The 17,338-nt window shown below is 63.2% G+C and carries 14 protein-coding genes; 4 read left to right on the top strand and 10 right to left on the bottom strand.

The features are described from left to right. Window positions 1-77: 77 nt before the first annotated feature. The 3 genes from ATE70_RS24735 to ATE70_RS07070 form a co-directional block, all read right to left on the bottom strand. On the bottom strand, window positions 78-617 hold the full coding sequence (locus ATE70_RS24735) for a T4SS efffector SepA family protein (protein ID WP_156419629.1): 540 nt from the start codon (window positions 615-617) through the stop codon (window positions 78-80). An 81-nt stretch (window positions 618-698) separates the two neighbouring features. Further along, window positions 699-1,877, bottom strand: coding sequence for a vWA domain-containing protein (locus tag ATE70_RS07075; protein ID WP_058537236.1), 1,179 nt, complete (start codon window positions 1,875-1,877; stop codon window positions 699-701). Between the two features lie 87 nt (window positions 1,878-1,964). Beyond that, window positions 1,965-2,978: a hypothetical protein gene (locus ATE70_RS07070; protein WP_058537235.1), complete on the bottom strand. Its 1,014-nt coding sequence runs from the start codon at window positions 2,976-2,978 to the stop codon at window positions 1,965-1,967. Between the two features lie 160 nt (window positions 2,979-3,138). Here ATE70_RS07070 and ATE70_RS07065 point away from each other — a divergent pair, with 160 nt between their 5' ends. Continuing rightward, on the top strand, window positions 3,139-4,536 hold the full coding sequence (locus tag ATE70_RS07065; protein WP_058537234.1) for a methyl-accepting chemotaxis protein: 1,398 nt from the start codon (window positions 3,139-3,141) through the stop codon (window positions 4,534-4,536). 145 nt (window positions 4,537-4,681) lie between these two features. Here ATE70_RS07065 and ATE70_RS07060 read toward each other — a convergent pair whose 3' ends face one another. From ATE70_RS07060 to ATE70_RS07030, 7 genes are all read right to left on the bottom strand, one after another. Continuing rightward, the gene (locus tag ATE70_RS07060) at window positions 4,682-5,527 is read right to left on the bottom strand and encodes an AAA family ATPase (RefSeq protein ID WP_037516322.1); all 846 of its coding nucleotides are present in this window, start codon (window positions 5,525-5,527) and stop codon (window positions 4,682-4,684) included. Between the two features lie 210 nt (window positions 5,528-5,737). After that, the gene (locus tag ATE70_RS07055; protein ID WP_058537233.1) at window positions 5,738-6,409 is read right to left on the bottom strand and encodes a DUF6975 family protein; all 672 of its coding nucleotides are present in this window, start codon (window positions 6,407-6,409) and stop codon (window positions 5,738-5,740) included. 298 nt (window positions 6,410-6,707) lie between these two features. After that, window positions 6,708-6,998: a PspC domain-containing protein gene (locus tag ATE70_RS07050; protein WP_058537232.1), complete on the bottom strand. Its 291-nt coding sequence runs from the start codon at window positions 6,996-6,998 to the stop codon at window positions 6,708-6,710. 520 nt (window positions 6,999-7,518) lie between these two features. Further along, on the bottom strand, window positions 7,519-9,543 hold the full coding sequence (rpoD, locus tag ATE70_RS07045) for an RNA polymerase sigma factor RpoD (protein ID WP_058537231.1): 2,025 nt from the start codon (window positions 9,541-9,543) through the stop codon (window positions 7,519-7,521). Window positions 9,544-9,572: 29 nt separating this feature from the next. After that, window positions 9,573-11,462, bottom strand: a complete 1,890-nt coding sequence (dnaG, locus tag ATE70_RS07040; RefSeq protein ID WP_058537230.1) for a DNA primase — start codon at window positions 11,460-11,462, stop codon at window positions 9,573-9,575. Then, window positions 11,463-11,855, bottom strand: coding sequence for an endonuclease domain-containing protein (locus tag ATE70_RS07035; protein ID WP_058537229.1), 393 nt, complete (start codon window positions 11,853-11,855; stop codon window positions 11,463-11,465). 118 nt (window positions 11,856-11,973) lie between these two features. Beyond that, window positions 11,974-12,426 carry a GatB/YqeY domain-containing protein gene (locus ATE70_RS07030; RefSeq protein WP_058537228.1) on the bottom strand — a complete coding sequence of 151 codons (453 nt, stop codon included), beginning with the start codon at window positions 12,424-12,426 and terminating at the stop codon, window positions 11,974-11,976. A 131-nt stretch (window positions 12,427-12,557) separates the two neighbouring features. Between ATE70_RS07030 and carA the strand changes: the two genes are divergently transcribed. The 3 genes from carA to carB are packed head-to-tail and all read left to right on the top strand — an operon-like array spanning window position 12,558 to window position 17,310. Next, complete coding sequence (gene carA / locus ATE70_RS07025) at window positions 12,558-13,730, top strand: glutamine-hydrolyzing carbamoyl-phosphate synthase small subunit (protein ID WP_058537227.1); 1,173 nt, start codon at window positions 12,558-12,560, stop codon at window positions 13,728-13,730. Window positions 13,731-13,750: 20 nt separating this feature from the next. Then, window positions 13,751-13,990, top strand: coding sequence for a hypothetical protein (locus tag ATE70_RS24730; protein WP_156420161.1), 240 nt, complete (start codon window positions 13,751-13,753; stop codon window positions 13,988-13,990). Next, a complete protein-coding gene (gene carB, locus ATE70_RS07020; protein WP_058537226.1) occupies window positions 13,990-17,310 on the top strand; it encodes a carbamoyl-phosphate synthase large subunit in 3,321 nt (1,106 codons plus the stop codon). The genes ATE70_RS24730 and carB overlap by 1 nt, the downstream gene beginning before the upstream one ends. The last annotated feature ends 28 nt before the right edge of the window (window positions 17,311-17,338 follow it).

Genomic DNA, 17,338 nt, shown 5'->3' with positions numbered 1-17,338 from the left:
ACGGTGTGTATCTCTCAGGCGCCTAGGCGACGCTCTTCGAGACGGCCAGTATTTTCCACGGCGGCTGGTGAGTGCGACTATACGACTTCCATTTCGCCGACTTTCTCGGGGGCAAACGCCTGTGGTTTGTCCTGCCAAAACCACTGTACCTTTACGTTCACACCAAATTTGCGAGCCACTCGGGCAGTTTCTGCCCACGCCCGATCGCTGTTCAGTTGCTGAAACGATATCCCCGCTTCTGGAATAAATTTGTATCCTGGGCCATCTGAAGCATGTTGCGCTGTAGGTGTTTGCATAGAAGATGAAATTTCTCCAGCGCTAGCTCCGCCTTTTGCGGCCTCGCAAATCACAGCTTCGAGGACCGAATTCCAAAAAAAATGAGACTTAAACACCTCTCCGTTTACGGAAGCAGACTTTAACGTCGTATATTTCAAGCTAGGTGCTTTGATTGGATCAAAGGTCAAGGTGTCAGAATCTTTGAGCTTTTCTGGCGGCGCAGATATTTTTTCCAACGCGTCCAGTGCCCGCTCGACAACGTCATCGATAGAATCGACAAACGGCTTGGCATGCTCCTGAAGGCGCAGGAATGTGGCCGATGAAAAGGTGTGAGTGTGCATGATTGCCTCCTTGCACGACCGATATGCCGCTGCTGGAGGGCGCTGTCAACCCTGTAGCGCTGTAGCGCTGCAAAGCTCTTGCTAATGCTTTCGCGTCAGCTCGCGCATCGCATCGTCCAGCCCGGCGAGGCTGAGCGGGTACATGCGGTCGTTCATCAGCTGTTTGATCAGCTTCACCGACTGGGTGTAGCCCCAATGCGCCTCGGGCACCGGGTTCAGCCACACCGCGGCCGGATAGACATGGGTGATCCGCTGGAGCCAGACCGCGCCCGATTCCTCGTTGAAATGTTCGACGCTGCCGCCCGGATGGGTGATCTCATAAGCGCTCATCGACGCGTCGCCGACGAAGATCACTTTATAATCATGGCCATATTTGTGGAGGATATCCCACATCTGATGGCGTTCGGACCAGCGGCGCTTGTTATCCTTCCACACGCCTTCGTACGGGCAGTTGTGGAAATAGAAGAATTCGAGATTCTTGAATTCGGTCGTCGCGGCGCTGAACAATTCCTCGCAGAGCTTGATGAACGGGTCCATCGATCCGCCGACGTCGAGGAAGAGCAGCAGTTTGACCGCATTGCGCCGTTCGGGGCGCATCTTGATGTCGAGCCAGCCCTGCCGCGCGGTGCCGTCGATCGTGCCCGGAATGTCGAGCTCGTCGGCCGCGCCCTCGCGCGCGAACTTGCGCAGGCGGCGAAGCGCGATCTTGATGTTGCGGGTGCCGAGCTCCTTGGTGTTGTCGAGATTCTGGAACTCGCGCTTTTCCCAGACTTTGAGCGCGCGCTTGTGCTTGCTCTCGCCGCCGATCCGCACGCCCTCGGGGTTGTAACCCGAATTGCCGAAGGGCGAGGTGCCGCCGGTGCCGATCCACTTGCTGCCGCCTTCGTGGCGCTTCTGCTGTTCTTCGAGCCGCTCCTTTAGCGTCTCCATGATCTTGTCCCAGTCGCCGAGCGACTCGATCGCGGCCATTTCCTCGGGCGTCAGGAATTTCTCGGCAACCGCTTTCAGCCAGTCGGCGGGGACGTCGACGGGGTTCTGGCCATAGTCGGAGATGATGCCCTTGAAGACCTTGTTGAACACCTGATCGAAGCGGTCGAGCAGGCCCTCGTCCTTCACGTAAATCGCGCGGGACAGATAATAGAATTGCTCGGGGCTGCGGTCGATCACCTCGCGGTCGAGCGCCTCCAGCAGCATCAGATGCTCTTTCAGGCTGGCGGGAATGCCCGCGGCGCGAAGCTCGTCGAGAAAGCCGAAAAACATGGGGTAGGCGTATCGCGTTCGCGCGGCGCGTGCAATCACTTTACGTGAACGTAAAGCTGTCCCCGCCGATGAATATCGGCCCGAACCTCAATCGGGCGCGTAGGCGGCCGCATCGGCCGGCGCGATGAAGGCCGATGTCTCGGGATGCGCGACGAGGCCGTCGACCGTCGCGGCGAATGCTTCTTCGTTGGGTTTGCCAGCAAAGAAGCGGACGACGCCGCTTTCCTTCTTCGCCGACCACGACAGGCTATAAAGCGGCGCGCGCGCGGAAATCCGGCCGAATGCCTCCGCGAACAACGGTGCTATCTTTTCGTCGAGCGGATAGAGCGTCCAGCGTTTACCGCCCGCTTCGCGCGCATAAATGGGCTCCGCCGCATCGCCCAGCAACGCCTTGCCCTGACCGCTCGCGACGATCTTCGTCAGGAACATCTCTGCCATATGGTTGTTGAAGGGCATTGCCTGCTCACCGTCGCAGGCCGAACCGTTGCAGGCGCCGTTCGCGGCGAGGATCGATGCCCAGGGAAGCGCGCGGACGAAGGCGTCGATCTGGCCCTCCTCGGCGGGTACCTTCGATGCCGGGAGCGTCGCTCGCACTTTCGCGGTCCATTTCCCCAATTCGATGAAATAGAGATATTCGAGCAGGGTGTCGCCGCCGATGCCGACCTTGTAGGTGGCCTTGAAGCCCCGCAGCTTCTGCGGTGCTTCGATATCGAAGGGGCCATCGGCCCACAGAAATGTCATCACGTCGCGGCCATGGCCGAGCGAGGCAATCGCCCCCTTCAGCCGATGCTCGGCAAGATCGCCACGCTGGAACAGGAACGCCGAAATCTCGGTCGAGGCCGCTTCGCGCTTCAGCCGATAATGCAGCATGACGTCATTGCCATTGTCGACCGCCATAAGGCTGGTGCGCTGAAAGCCGTCGATGCTTTCGGAAAAGACGGTGCCCGTCGCGATATGGGTGATCGGCCCGCTCGTTTCGCTGCCCGACCAGATTGCGGGGTCCGCGGTACGGATGATGCGATGTCCGCCGACCATTTCCTGCGCCCCTGCGGGCAGCGCGGATATTGCGGCGACCGCCGCCAGAACCGGCCAAAGACGCATGATATTCCCCCCGTATTCCCCAACAGCCCGTCCGAAGGCGTAACGCGTCGCCGGGCGGTGTGCAATGCGCCTTCGATCCCGCGATCGGGCCGCGAAATTGACGCCGCGTTAACCATTGTCCGCCATATCTCCTCGATCATTCAGGGACGTGGGCAAGCCAATGAAATATGATCCGATCAATCCGGCGGCGCAGATACTCGACCAGTCGGTCGCAAGCGACTGCGGCGAGCTGGCCGTTGGGTGCAGCGACGCCGCGGGCCGCATCGAGCGGGCGACCGACCAGATGGATCGCCAGATCGCCGAACTCGGCCGGCTCGAGGAATATGTCGTCAGCCTCGAGGCCGACCAGCGCCAGATCGCCGATTCGACCGACGAGGCTAAATTGCTCTCGGCGCGCGCGTGCGAACAGCTCGACACCGGCGCCGAGCGCGTCAACGCCGCGGTCTCCGAATTCCGTTCGGTGATCGACCTTGTCGCGCGGCTTGGCACACATGTCACCAATTTCGCCGCGGTGATGGAACAGGTGCAGCAGGTCAGCCAGTCGATCGAACAGATCGCCAAGACCACGAACATGCTGGCGCTCAATGCCGCGATCGAGGCCGAGCGCGCCGGCGATGCCGGGCGCACCTTCGCCGTCGTCGCCGCCGAGGTGAAGAAACTGGCGCAGAACACGCGCGGCGCGACCGATGAAATCCGCCGTAGCATCGGCAGCCTCGCCGCCGAAGCGAGCGGGCTCGTGACCGAAATCCAGTCGGGGGTCGAACAGTCGAGCCGCGCCGAGGCCCAGTTCGAAACGATCACCGACGCGCTGCACGATGCGACGCACCTCGTCGCGCTGCTCGACGACCAGAGCGACCGTATCGCGCAATCGAGCGCGATGGTGCATGCGAATGGCGCGAAGGTGCGCGAGGCGCTCGACGGCGTCGTCACCTCGGTGCGCGATAACAGTTCGACTTTGGTCGGCACGCGCGATTCGATCCTGTCGATGGAGCATGTGTCGAACCGTATGTTCAACGCGGTGATCTCGGCGGGCGTATCCCCTCAGGATTCGGCGATCGTCGCCCTGGCGGCGAAGGTGCGCGACGAATTCGTCGGGCTGGCCGAACGCGCGGTCGCACATGGCGAACTGTCGATGGAGCAGCTGTTCGACACCGATTATGTGCGCGTGCCGAATTCGAACCCTGAACGCTTTCGCACGTCACTCTGCGACTGGGCCGACGCGCACTGGCGCCCGCTGTTCGACCGCATCGTGGCGCAGCATCCCGAGATCAAGATGTCGTCGGCGGGCGACATGAACGGCTTCCTGCCGACGCATATCACCGAATGCTCGCGCGCGCCGACCGGCGAACTTGAGCATGACACCGCGCATTGCCGCAACGGCCGCATCCTCTATGACGGGGTTGACGCCGCGGCGAAGCGCAGCACCGCGCCCTTTTTCATGACGGTCTATCGGCAGGAAGGCGACGGCATCAATTATGTGACCGTGCGCAACGTCTATATGCCCGCGATCATCAACGGCCGCCGCTGGGGCGACGTCGAGGTGGCGTATCAGCTTTAATTAGATCCTCCCTGTCGCGAAGCGATGGGGAGGGGGACCGTCCGCGAAGCGGATGGTGGAGGGGCCGCGACGGTGCGCCATTGGCCCCTCCGTCAGCGCTTCGCGCTGCCACCTCCCCATGGCTTCGCCACAGGGAGGACAAGAATCAGCTACCCTGACGGCGCGCCATAAACGCCAGCTTTTCGAACAGCATGACATCCTGCTCATTCTTGAGCAATGCGCCATGGAGCGGCGGGATCGCCTTGCCGACGTCGCGGTTCTGCAGGACCTCGAGCGGCATATCCTCGTTGAGCAGCAGCTTCAGCCAGTCGATCAGCTCGCTCGTCGACGGCTTTTTCTTGAGGCCCGGGACGTCGCGAACCTCGTAGAAGATATCCATCGCGCGGCTGACCAGCGTCTTCTGGATGCCGGGGAAATGGACTTCGACGATTTCGGCCATCGTGTCGCGGTCGGGGAATTTGATATAGTGGAAGAAACAGCGGCGCAGGAAGGCGTCGGGCAGTTCCTTTTCATTGTTCGAGGTGATGACGACGATCGGGCGTTCCTTCGCGGTCACCGTCTCGTCGGTCTCATAGACATGGAAGGCCATGCGATCGAGTTCCTGGAGCAGGTCGTTCGGGAATTCGATGTCGGCCTTGTCGATCTCGTCGATCAGCAGCACGGGGAGCTTGGGCGACGTGAATGCCTCCCACAATTTGCCCTTGCGGATATAGTTGCGGATGTCGTGGACGCGCTCTTCGCCGAGCTGGCCGTCGCGCAGGCGCGCGACCGCGTCATATTCGTACAGGCCCTGCTGCGCCTTGGTGGTCGACTTGATGTTCCAGGTGATCAGCGGCGCGTCGAAGGCCTTGGCGATTTCCTCGGCGAGCACGGTCTTGCCGGTGCCGGGTTCGCCCTTCACGAGCAAGGGGCGGCGCAGCAAGGTCGCGGCGTTGACCGCGACCTTCAGGTCGTCGGTGGCGATATAGGCGCTGGTGCCTTCGAAACGCATCGGCTCTTTCCCTTAACGTGAACGTCAAGCTGGCATAGCGGGGCGAGGGGGAGGGTGCAAGCGTGCCGGGTGTGGGGTCCTCCCTGTCGCGTAGCGATGGGGAGGTGGCAGCGCGAAGCGCTGACGGAGGGGCTATGGCGCCGGCCCCTCCACCACTCGCTTCGCGAGCGTTCCCCCTCCTCATGCCTGCGGCACAGGGAGGATCAAATTTTACGGATGCGCCCGGCTCGCGGCGCGCGCGGCCATCAGGTCCCACAGGCCGCTGTGCTGGGTGATCAGCTGCTGCGCACCGAACACCATTGCGCGCTCGACCGCTGGGGTATCGGCGACCGTGGCCGCGAGCCGCGCGGTGTCGCGGAGGTCGGGGAGGGTGCAGGTCGGTGGGCTGAGGTCGAGCCGCAGCGCGCTGATGTCGAGCAGGACGCGGATCGTCCGCCAGTCGAGCGTCAGCGCGATCGCGGCGCCCAGCGCGCAGCCGTGGCGGTCCGACTCGGCGAGCATGTCGATCGCCTTGCGCTGCGCGGCGACCGCGGCCTCGCACTGCGCCTGCCCCTGGGTGCTCGGCACCGGGCCGACCGCCGAGGCGATCTTGGTCAGGAAGGCGCGTTCCTGAACGAAAGCGTCGGCCGCTTCGCCCATCCACCGGCGCGACGCGGGGTCGACCGCCTTGCGCGCGGCATTGTCGATCACGCCCGGATAACGGCCGTGGAGCAGGCAGAGAAAATGCACCGCGTCGGCGAGGTTGCGCATCGCTTCGGGCCCGCTCGACAGTGCGCCCGAGCGGACGTGCGGATGCGCGCCGGTGCCGTCGCTGGCGACCAGCGCATCGAGCAATTCGGCGACGCCGCGCGTCTGTGCTTTGGGCTGGGGCGACTGGCTCAAGGCTTGATCCTCGCTGTGGCGGGGCGCCGGAGCCCAAGCCAATGGAATTACAGCGATCGGTCATAGATCAACGTCGTAAACGACGCGTTTATGCGCGGCGATTGATTTGCCCCCGATTTGCCCATGTCTGTTCCAGCCGGGGACAAAAGCGCTCGGGGATCAAGGCAATCGGGAACAAAAAGCAAAGGGACCGGCAAGCCCCGGGGAGAAGCTTGCCGGTCCCATCTATGGCGCCAGTGGACGCCATAAAGGACGGGGTTGGCCGGACTTGGAGGGAGAGAGCGTCCGGCCGTTCCGCTTAAGCTGCGAGGGCGAGTTCCCCGGCTTTTTCAGCCTGCGGCGCGGCGACGTCGATCGCGTTCGGCGCGGGCTGGACCGCCGCTTTGGCCGGGAAGATCAGGCGCGATGCAAGGACGACCAGGCCAAGGGCGAAATAGCCGATGAAGGTCTGGACCGGGAAGAAGAAGAGCGGCGCGACGAAGGCGAGGCGCAGCCACAGCGGGTTGAAGCCAAAATCCTGGCCAACGGCCTCGCAGATACCGAAGAAGGTATCGCGGCGGCGGAAGAGGTTGGTGGTTTCGTTTTCCATCTTTTTTGTCTTTCCCTTTGGCTGCAGGCACTGCCCCGCGCCGATGCCGAATGCATCGCAAAGGTCGTGCCAATTTTTGCGAGCCCCAGATTTCCGAGCTTTTTTATATCAGCCGCGTTGGGCGGCCTGCTCTGGATCGTGAATCAATCCCATCTTGTGGGAATGATTGCCATTTGATGGGTGGCGCCTGAACGGCTGATGAAGCCCCCGCATCGCGTAACGAGCGCTATCTGGTGGGCAAATATGAAGATTTAAAGATCAAGGAGCAAAAAAAATTGTGCAGCGCAGCATTTGGGCGTGGCTGGTCTCAACCTGAAGGGACTTATCAATCATCGTCACCCCGGACTTGATCCGGGGTCCAGCTTGAAGTCGAAGCCAGTCGATGGCTCAAAAAGCGGGATCCCGGATCAAGTCCGGGATGACGAAGGAGGTGAAGCAACGACGGCTTCCAATCTCGCAAAGGCATGGAAAAGGGGCGGCCCGTCACCGGACCGCCCCTCAAATTTCGCCGTCTTCGGCCTTACTGGTCGAGGAAGCTGCGCATCTTGCGGCTGCGCGACGGGTGCTTCAGCTTGCGGAGCGCCTTCGCCTCGATCTGGCGGATGCGTTCGCGCGTCACGCTGAACTGCTGGCCGACTTCCTCCAGCGTGTGATCGGTGTTCATCCCGATGCCGAAGCGCATGCGAAGCACGCGCTCCTCACGCGGCGTAAGCGACGCCAGAACTCGCGTGACCGTTTCCTTGAGGTTCGACTGCACCGCGGCGTCGACGGGAATGACCGCATTTTTGTCCTCGATGAAATCGCCGAGGTGGCTGTCTTCCTCGTCGCCGATCGGCGTCTCGAGGCTGATCGGCTCCTTGGCGATCTTCATCACCTTGCGGACCTTTTCGAGCGGCATCGACAGACGCTCGGCCATTTCCTCCGGGGTCGGCTCGCGGCCGCTCTCGTGGAGGAACTGGCGGCTGCACCGGACCAGCTTGTTGATCGTCTCGATCATATGGACCGGGATGCGGATCGTGCGCGCCTGGTCGGCGATCGAGCGGGTGATCGCCTGACGAATCCACCAGGTCGCATAGGTCGAGAATTTGTAGCCGCGGCGATACTCGAACTTGTCGACCGCCTTCATCAGGCCGATATTGCCTTCCTGGATCAGGTCGAGGAATTGCAGGCCGCGGTTCGTGTACTTCTTCGCGATCGAAATCACGAGGCGCAGGTTCGCCTCGACCATTTCCTTCTTGGCGATGCGCGCTTCGCGCTCGCCCTTCTGGACCATGTTCACGACGCGGCGGAATTCGGTCAGGCTCATGCCCGCGGCTTGCGCGATTTCGCTGATCTCGATGCGGATGCGGTCGACCGCACCGGCTTCATTCTCGGCGAAGGCGGCCCATTTCTTGTCGAGCCCGCTGACGCTCTCGATCCAGTTTTCTTCGAGCTCGCGCCCGACATAATTGTCGAGGAACGACTTGCGCGGCACCTTGTGGCGCTCGGCCAGGCGCAGCATCTGGCCGCCGAGTGCGGTCAGGCGGCGGTTATAGCTGTAGAGCTGGTCGACGAGATATTCGATCTTGGTGCCGTGGAACTGCACGCTCTCGACCTGCGCGGTGAGTTCCTCGCGCAGCTTGTGGTACTTCTTTTCCGACGCCGCGGGGAATTCCTCGCCGCCCGAGAGCGCTTCGAGGCGCGCTTCCTGCAGCTTCGAGAAGGCCTTGAAGCTCTTGGTGATGTTCGCGAACTTTTCGAGCGCGTCGGGCTTCAGCAGCTCTTCCATCGCCGCGAGGCTGAGAGTGTTGTCTTCCTCATCCTCTTCGAAGCTTTCGCGCTTGCCCGACGAGCCTTCGCCATCCTCGTCGTCGCCGTCGGCCGCGGGTTCTTCCTCGACCTCGTCCTCGTCCTTGAACGAAACGCCGGCGGTCTTCTCACTGATTTCGCCGTTGTCGTCGGCGCCTTCTTCCTCAAGATTCTCGGGCGCCGGGTCCTTCGACAGCATCGCTTCGAGGTCGACGATCTCGCGCAGCTGCATGTCGCCATTGTTCAGCGCGGTCGACCAGTCGATGATCGCGTTGAAGGTCAGCGGGCTTTCGCAAAGCCCGAGGATCATCGTGTCGCGGCCCGCCTCGATGCGCTTCGCGATCGCGATTTCGCCTTCGCGGCTGAGCAGCTCGACCGCGCCCATTTCGCGCAGGTACATGCGAACGGGATCGTCGGTGCGATCGACCGTTTCCTTCTTCTTTTCGATCGCGGGGTTCGAAACCGAACCGGTCCCGGCGCTGACGTCGACTTCGTCGTCGGGCTCCTGGTCGGCCTCTTCCTGCACATCCTCGTCGCTTTCGACGATGTTGATGCCCATGTCGGAGATCGCCGACATGATATCCTCGATCTGCTCGGACGACATCTCGTCCTGCGGCAGCGCCGCATTCAGCTCGTCATAGGTCAGGTAACCGCGCTTCTTGCCGCGCGCGATCAGCTTTTTGACGTCGGCCTCGTTGAGGTCGATCAGCGGGCTGTCGGTGTCGGTATCGGTGTCGGCGGTGCTTTTGGTGGCCATTCGTGGTTCCTGCCTAAGGGCGTAATCGTTCAGCTCTGGTTGCTGTCTTCGGACAGCGCAGCCAGGCGGCGGGTCAATTCTTTATCCATGGCGGACAGCTTCTGCTGCCGCGCGAATCCTTCGTCGTCCATCGTGCGCTGGAAATCCGCGGTGGCTTCGGCAAGCCGCTCCCGGATTTCGGGCTGGGTCACCAGCACGCCGATATATTCGTCAAGGTCGCGAAGCGCCGTTTCCCGCGCCGCTGCGGCCTCTTCCTTGCTTTCCAGCCTGCGATTGAACGAGAAGTGCATTCCGTCGGCTCTGAGCAATGTCATCGCCCTATTATACACTTTCATTGGCTCCAATATGGCAAGCAACCCCTCGCAATCAAGCCCTTCCTGACGCATTGCGCTGTCAAGCATTACGCCGAGCAGTTCGGCGTCGCCTGAATCGCTCACCGGCAGCCGCGTCAGCGCCTCCTCGTTGCGCCTGAGCGCTTCGGGGTAACGCAGCAATCCGCCGATCAACGCCGCGACATAAGGCGCCGAAATCCCGGCCTGTCCGATGGAACGCGTCTCGTCGGCCGGAGGTTGCAAGCGCGGGTCGGGGCCGAAGCGGCGATTGCCGCCTCCACGCGGCGGGTTCGGCGTCCACGGCTGGCGCTGCGCGCGCTCGGGCTGCTTGCGCGCGAACAGCAGATCGAGCCGCTCGCGGAACGCCTCGCGATAATGGTGGCGGACGTCGGCGTCCTCGATCGCATCGGCGTGCGCGAGGAGGCGCGTCTTGAGCGCGGCGCGTTCCTCGGGGGTCGCGAGCGGCCCCGCCGCGACCTCATGCGCCCAGAGGCGCTCGACGAGCGGCTGCGTTTCGCTCAGGATCGCGTTGAACCCCTCCGCACCGCGTGCACGGACGATATCGTCGGGATCCTGCCCCGCCGGCAGCGTTGCGAAGGCAAGGCTGAAGCCCGGGCGGAGCAGGGGCAGCGCGCGCATCGCGGCGCGCATCGCCGCCTTCTGCCCCGCGGCATCGCCGTCGAAGCATAGCACCGGCACCGGCACCATCCGCCAGATCAGCCCAAGCTGCGCTTCGGTCAGCGCGGTGCCGAGCGGCGCGACGGCGTCGGCGATCCCCGCTTCGGCGAGTGCGATCACGTCCATATAGCCTTCGACGACGATAATCCGGTTCGTCTGCCGCGACGCCGGGCTCGCTTTGTCGAGGTTGTAGAGGACGCGGCCCTTGTCGAACAAAGGCGTGTCGGGCGAGTTCAGATATTTGGGTTCGCCATCGCCCAATATGCGTCCGCCGAACGCAATCACGCGTCCGCGCGCGTCGCGGATCGGGATCATCAGCCGGCCGCGGAAGCGGTCGTAGGGTTCCTTGTCGTCGACCGCGATGAGCATCCCCGATTCGACGAGCATCGCAGTCGGGAATTTCTTGAGCGCCTCTTTCAGTGCACTCCGGCTCTCGGGGGCGAGGCCGAAGCCGAAGGCCTTGCGCGTGGCGTCCGAAATGCCGCGTTTCGTCAGATATTCACGCGCCGGCGCACCGTTGCTGCTGCCGAGCTGTTGCGTGAACCAATCGGCCGCGCCCTGTACGACATCGCGCAGGCTGGCCGCCTCTTCGGCCTTTTTCGCGGCGCGCGGATCGGCGGCGGGGACCTCCATCCCGGCCTCGGCGGCAAGCTCCTTCACCGCGTCCATGAAGCTGAGGCCGCGCTGGTCGGTCATCCAGCGGATCGCGTCGCCATGCGCGCTGCAGCCGAAGCAGTGGTAGAAGCCCTTCTCGTCGTTGATCGTGAAGCTGGGGGTCTTCTCGTTATGGAAGGGACAGCACGCCTTATACTCGCGACCCGCGCGCGTGACCTTCACCGTCCGCCCGATGAGCGTCGACAGCGTCACGCGCGAGCGCAGTTCGTCCAGCCATTGCGGGGTAAGGCTCACTTAACTCCCCTCCCGCTTGCGGGAGGGGTCGGGGGTGGGCGGCAGGGCAAGAGTGCGTTCGATCTCGCTCACGACGCCTTCGACGTTCGCCATCACGTCACTGTTCGTGAAACGAAGGACTCGAAACCCGTTTTCTGTAAGCCAATGATCCCGATGCTGGTCATAGGCTTGGCGCATGTCGTGCGAGTATCCATCGAGTTCGACTATCAGTTGCGCTTCGCGGCAAAGAAAGTCGGCGAAATAGGGTCCGACAGGCATCTGTCGGCTGAATTTCCAGCCGCCGATTTTTCGGCCGGACAGGCAGCGCCATAGTGCCCGCTCCGCCGGAGTAGCGGCATTGCGCAACTCCCTTGCACGCGACGTGTCGCGGGGCTGAAACTGTCCGTCCATCATAGGTCGGTATGCCCACCCCCGACCCCTCCCGCAAGCGGGAGGGGAGAGGTTAGATCGCGCTCGTCAATCCCCCGCCTGCTTGCGGGAGGGGTTAGGGGTGGCCAGCGCCGCTAGTTGATCAGCTCAAAGCCGCCTTAACCCACCCGCTCGCCTTGCTCATATCGAGTTGGCTCCCAAGCCGGTCCTTCACCGCCGCCATAACCTTGCCCATATCCTTCAGGCTCTCGGCACCCAGCTCCACCACGATCGCCTTGATCGCCGCCGCCGCGTCATCGTCGCTCAGCTGCGCGGGCAGGAAGTCCTCGATCACGGCGACTTCGCTCGCCTCGATGTCGGCGAGCTCCTGACGGCCGCCCTGTTCGAACATGGTGATCGATTCGCGGCGCTGCTTGACCATTTTCTGGAGCACGTCGGTGACGAGCACGTCGTCGTCGGCCGGCGCGGTGCCGGTGCGGAGCTCGATGTCCCTGTCCTTGATCTTGGCCAGCATCAGCCGGATGGTGCCGAGCCGCGCCTTGTCGCCGGCTTTCATCGCGGCGACCTGCGCAGCCTTGATGTCGTCACGAATCATGCGTGTCCCCATGCGCTGCAAATTTCGGAAAGGCCCTCTCTAGCGAGAAGTTTCCTAATCCGATAGCTTGTGAATCACTTTTTTGCCTCCTACTTGGTCGGCCGTTTAGCCCCCCGTCCGGAGCATGTTGAATGGCACCTGCCAACCCCTCTGCCGCGCCCAAAAGCCAGCCATCTGGCGCGACTGGCGTCCTCGTCCTTGCCGATGGCACGATCCTGTGGGGCGTCGGCTATGGCGCTGCGGGCGCCGCGGTGGGCGAGATTTGTTTCAACACGTCGATGACGGGCTATCAGGAAATCCTGACCGACCCCAGCTATGCGGGGCAGATCGTCACTTTCACCTTCCCGCATATCGGCAATGTCGGCGCGAACCCCGAGGATATGGAGCGCGGCGTGCACGGCGCGCTTGGCTGCATCACGCGCGAGCTGCCGACGCTGCCGAGCAACTTCCGCAGTGTGCAGACGCTCCCCGAATGGATGATCGAACAGGGCGTCATCGGGCTTGCGGGCATCGACACGCGCGCGCTGACGCGCCGCATCCGCGATGCGGGTGCGCCGAACGGCGTCATCGCGCACAGCCCCGACGGCAAGTTCGATATCGACGAGCTGCTCGCCATGGCGAGCGGCTGGGCAGGGCTCGAGGGCATGGACCTTGCGAAAACGGTCAGCCGCACCGACACCGGCGACTGGACCGGCGGCGCGTGGACGCTGGGGCATGGCTATGCGACCGAGGACGACGGCGAACGCCCGCATGTCGTCGCGATCGACTATGGCGCGAAGGACAATATATTCCGCAATCTCGTCAAAGCCGGCGCGCGCGTCACCGTGGTCCCCGCGACCGCGAGCCTCGACGAGGTGCTGGGGCACAAGCCCGCGGGCGTGTTCCTGTCGAACGGCCCCGGCGACCCCGCGGCGACGGGCGATTATGCGGTGCCGGTGATCCAGGGGCTGCTCGAGCGCGACGTGCCGATCTTCGGTATCTGCCTCGGTCACCAGATGCTGGGCATCGCGGCGGGCGCCAAGACCGTTAAGATGCATCAGGGCCACCGCGGCGCGAACCATCCGGTGCAGCGTGCCGAAGACGGCGTGGTCGAGATCACCAGCATGAACCACGGCTTCGCGGTCGACGCCTCGACGCTGCCCGCCGGCGTGGTCGAGACGCACAAGAGCCTGTTCGACGGATCGAACTGCGGCATCGCGATCACGGGCAAGAACGCATTCTCGGTGCAGTATCATCCCGAGGCGAGTCCGGGGCCGCAGGACAGCTTTTACCTGTTTGAGAAGTTCGTGGGCGGGCTGAAGTGAGGCTTATTGCTCCACTTTGCTTGCTTTTTCTCGCGGGGTGCGGGCCTGGAAGCACTTTTTCTTCCGAAGAAGAACTGCAAGCTCAGCTTGATCGAATTGAAGTCCAATGTGGCGGTCTCGATGGCTATCATTTGAAGGCTCTAAGCCCGACCGCCGCAAAAATCACCGTCGTCGGCCCAGTGCTGCTGCCACCACTCGACGAAGCAAAAGAAAAATGCGTCCGCGACGCGATAACGAAATTTGGAATTGAGCTCGTATAATGCCCAAAAGAACCGACATCCAATCCATCCTCGTCATCGGCGCCGGCCCGATCGTTATCGGTCAGGCGTGCGAGTTCGATTATTCGGGGACGCAGGCGATCAAGGCGTTGAAGGAGGAGGGCTATCGCATCGTCCTCGTCAACTCCAACCCGGCGACGATCATGACCGATCCCGACCTCGCCGACGCGACTTATGTGGAGCCGATCACGCCCGAGATCGTCGCGAAGATCATCGCGAAGGAGCGTCCCGACGCGGTGCTGCCGACGATGGGCGGGCAGACCGCGCTCAACACCGCGCTGGCGTTGTTCAACGACGGGACGCTCGAGAAATATGGCGTCGAAATGATCGGCGCCGATGCCGAGGCGATCGACAAGGCCGAGGACCGGATCAAGTTCCGCGATGCGATGGACAAGATCGGGCTGGAAAGTGCGCGCTCGGGCATTGCGCACACGCTCGACGAGGCGTTCGCGGTACTCGAACGCACCGGCCTGCCGTCGATCATCCGCCCCAGCTTTACCATGGGCGGCACCGGCGGCGGCATCGCGTATAACCGCGAGGAATTCGAACATATCGTCCGCGGCGGCCTGATCGCCTCGCCGACCACCGAAGTCCTGATCGAGGAATCGCTCCTCGGCTGGAAGGAGTTCGAGATGGAGGTGGTGCGCGACCGCAAGGACAATTGCATCATCATCTGCTCGATCGAAAATGTCGATCCGATGGGCGTCCACACGGGCGATTCGATCACCGTCGCGCCGGCGCTGACGCTGACCGACAAGGAATATCAGATCATGCGCAACGCGAGCATCGCGGTGCTGCGCGAGATCGGGGTCGAGACGGGCGGGTCGAACGTCCAGTTCGCGGTCAATCCCAAGGACGGCCGCCTGATCGTGATCGAGATGAACCCGCGCGTGTCGCGCTCGTCGGCGCTCGCGTCGAAGGCGACGGGCTTCCCGATCGCCAAGGTCGCTGCGAAGCTCGCGGTCGGATATACGCTCGACGAAATCATGAACGACATCACCGGGGTCACCCCCGCGTCGTTCGAACCGACGATCGACTATGTCGTCACCAAGATCCCGCGCTTCGCCTTTGAAAAGTTCAAGGGCGCCGAGGCGACGCTGTCGACCGCGATGAAGTCGGTCGGCGAGGTGATGGCGATCGGCCGCACGATCCATGAGTCTTTGCAAAAGGCGCTGCGCGGGCTGGAGACGGGGCTTAGCGGCTTCAACTTCGTCGACCGCCTCAAGGGCGCAACGCACGACCAGCTCCGCAGCGAACTCGCGAAGCGCACCCCCGACCGGCTGCTCAACGCCGCGCAGGCGATCCGCGAGGGGCTTCCGCTCGCCGAGATCAACCGCGTTGCGGGTTACGACATGTGGTTCCTCGAACGCATCGCCGAGATCGTTGCGGCCGAGGTGGACGTCTGCACCAACGGCCTGCCGCGCGATGCCGAAGCTCTGCGTAAATTGAAAGCGATGGGCTTCTCCGACAAGCGCCTTGCCTATCTCGCGCTCCAGTCGGCGAACCTCCATCCCGGCACGCGCCGCGCGACCGCGCGCGGCAGCGGGCTGATCCACGACGCGGTGAAGGCGATGACCGGCGGCGTCACCGAGGCCGAAGTGCGCGCGCTGCGCCACAAGCTCGGCGTGCGTCCGGTGTTCAAGACGATCGACACCTGCGCCGCCGAATTCGCTGCAAAGACGCCCTATCTTTATTCGACCTACGAAGCCCCGACCTTCGGCGAGCCCGAATGCGAGGCGAACCCGAGCGACCGCAAAAAGGTCGTCATTCTCGGCGGTGGTCCGAACCGGATCGGGCAGGGGATCGAGTTCGACTATTGCTGCTGCCACGCCTGCTTCGCGCTCGAAGAGGCGGGGTATGAAACGATCATGATCAACTGCAACCCGGAGACGGTGTCGACCGATTATGACACGTCGGACCGCCTCTATTTCGAGCCGCTGACCGCCGAGGACGTCCTCGAAATCCTCCACGTCGAAATGTCGAAGGGCGAACTCGTCGGGGTGATCGTCCAGTTCGGCGGGCAGACCCCGCTGAAGCTCGCGCAGGCGCTTTCGGACGCAGGTATCCCGATCCTCGGCACCTCGCCCGACGCGATCGACCTCGCCGAAGACCGCGAGCGGTTCGCGGCGCTGGTTAACAAGCTCGGCCTGAAACAGCCCGAAAACGGCATCGCGCGCAGCCGCGAGGAAGCCGTGGCGGTCGCGGCGCGCATCGGGTATCCGGTGCTGACGCGTCCGTCCTATGTGCTCGGCGGCCGCGCGATGGAAATCGTCGACGATCAGGCGCAGCTCGAAAATTATATCGAGACCGCGGTCCAGGTGTCGGGCGATTCCCCGGTGCTGATCGACCGCTATTTGCGCGACGCGATCGAGGTCGATGTCGACGCGCTCTGCGACGGCACCGATGTCGTCGTCGCGGGCGTGCTCCAGCATATCGAGGAAGCCGGGGTCCATTCGGGCGACAGCGCCTGCTCGATCCCGCCGTACAGCCTGTCGGCCGACATCGTCGCCGAAATCGAGCGCCAGACCGAAGCGCTCGCGCGCGCACTCGAAGTTCGCGGCCTCATGAACATCCAGTTCGCCGTGAAGGGCGACGAGGTTTATCTGATCGAGGTCAACCCGCGCGCCAGCCGCACGGTGCCCTTCGTTGCCAAGGCCGTCGGTTCGCCGATCGCCAAGATCGCCGCGCGCGTGATGGCGGGCGAAAAACTCGCCGACCTGCCGAAGATCAACCGCGACATCGCGCATGTCGCGGTGAAGGAAGCGGTCTTCCCCTTCGCGCGCTTCCCCGGCACCGATCCGGTGCTGAGCCCTGAGATGAAGTCCACTGGCGAAGTCATGGGAATCGACAGCAATTTCAACCTTGCCTTTGCCAAGGCGCAGCTCGGCGCGGGCGACCGCCTGCCGACCGAGGGCCGCGTCTTCGTGTCGGTCAAGGACAGCGACAAGCCGCGCATCATCGGCGCGGTGAAGCAGCTGACCGACTGGGGCTGGAAGGTGATCGCGACCGGCGGCACCGCCGACTATCTGATCGAGCAGGGCATCGAGGTCGAGCGCGTCAACAAGGTTGCCGAAGGCCGCCCGCATATCGTCGACCGGATCAAGGACGGCGATGTGCAGCTGATCTTCAACACGACCGAAGGCTGGCAGAGCCTGCAGGACTCGCAATCGATCCGCGCGTCGGCGTTGGCGGCCGATATCGCCTACTACACGACGGCTGCTGCGAGTGATGCATCGACGCAGGCGATCGGGGCGCTCCGCTCGCACTCTCTTGAAGTGAAGCCGCTTCAGGACTATTATTGAACCACCGCTCCACCCCCCGACATTGACG

Origin of the sequence: Sphingopyxis sp. H053 (genome assembly GCF_001468225.1) — a bacterium.
Taxonomy (GTDB): Bacteria; Pseudomonadota; Alphaproteobacteria; order Sphingomonadales; family Sphingomonadaceae; genus Sphingopyxis.
The sequence above is the reverse complement of the archived record's forward strand: the minus strand, read 5'-3'. Positions and strand labels throughout refer to the sequence as shown.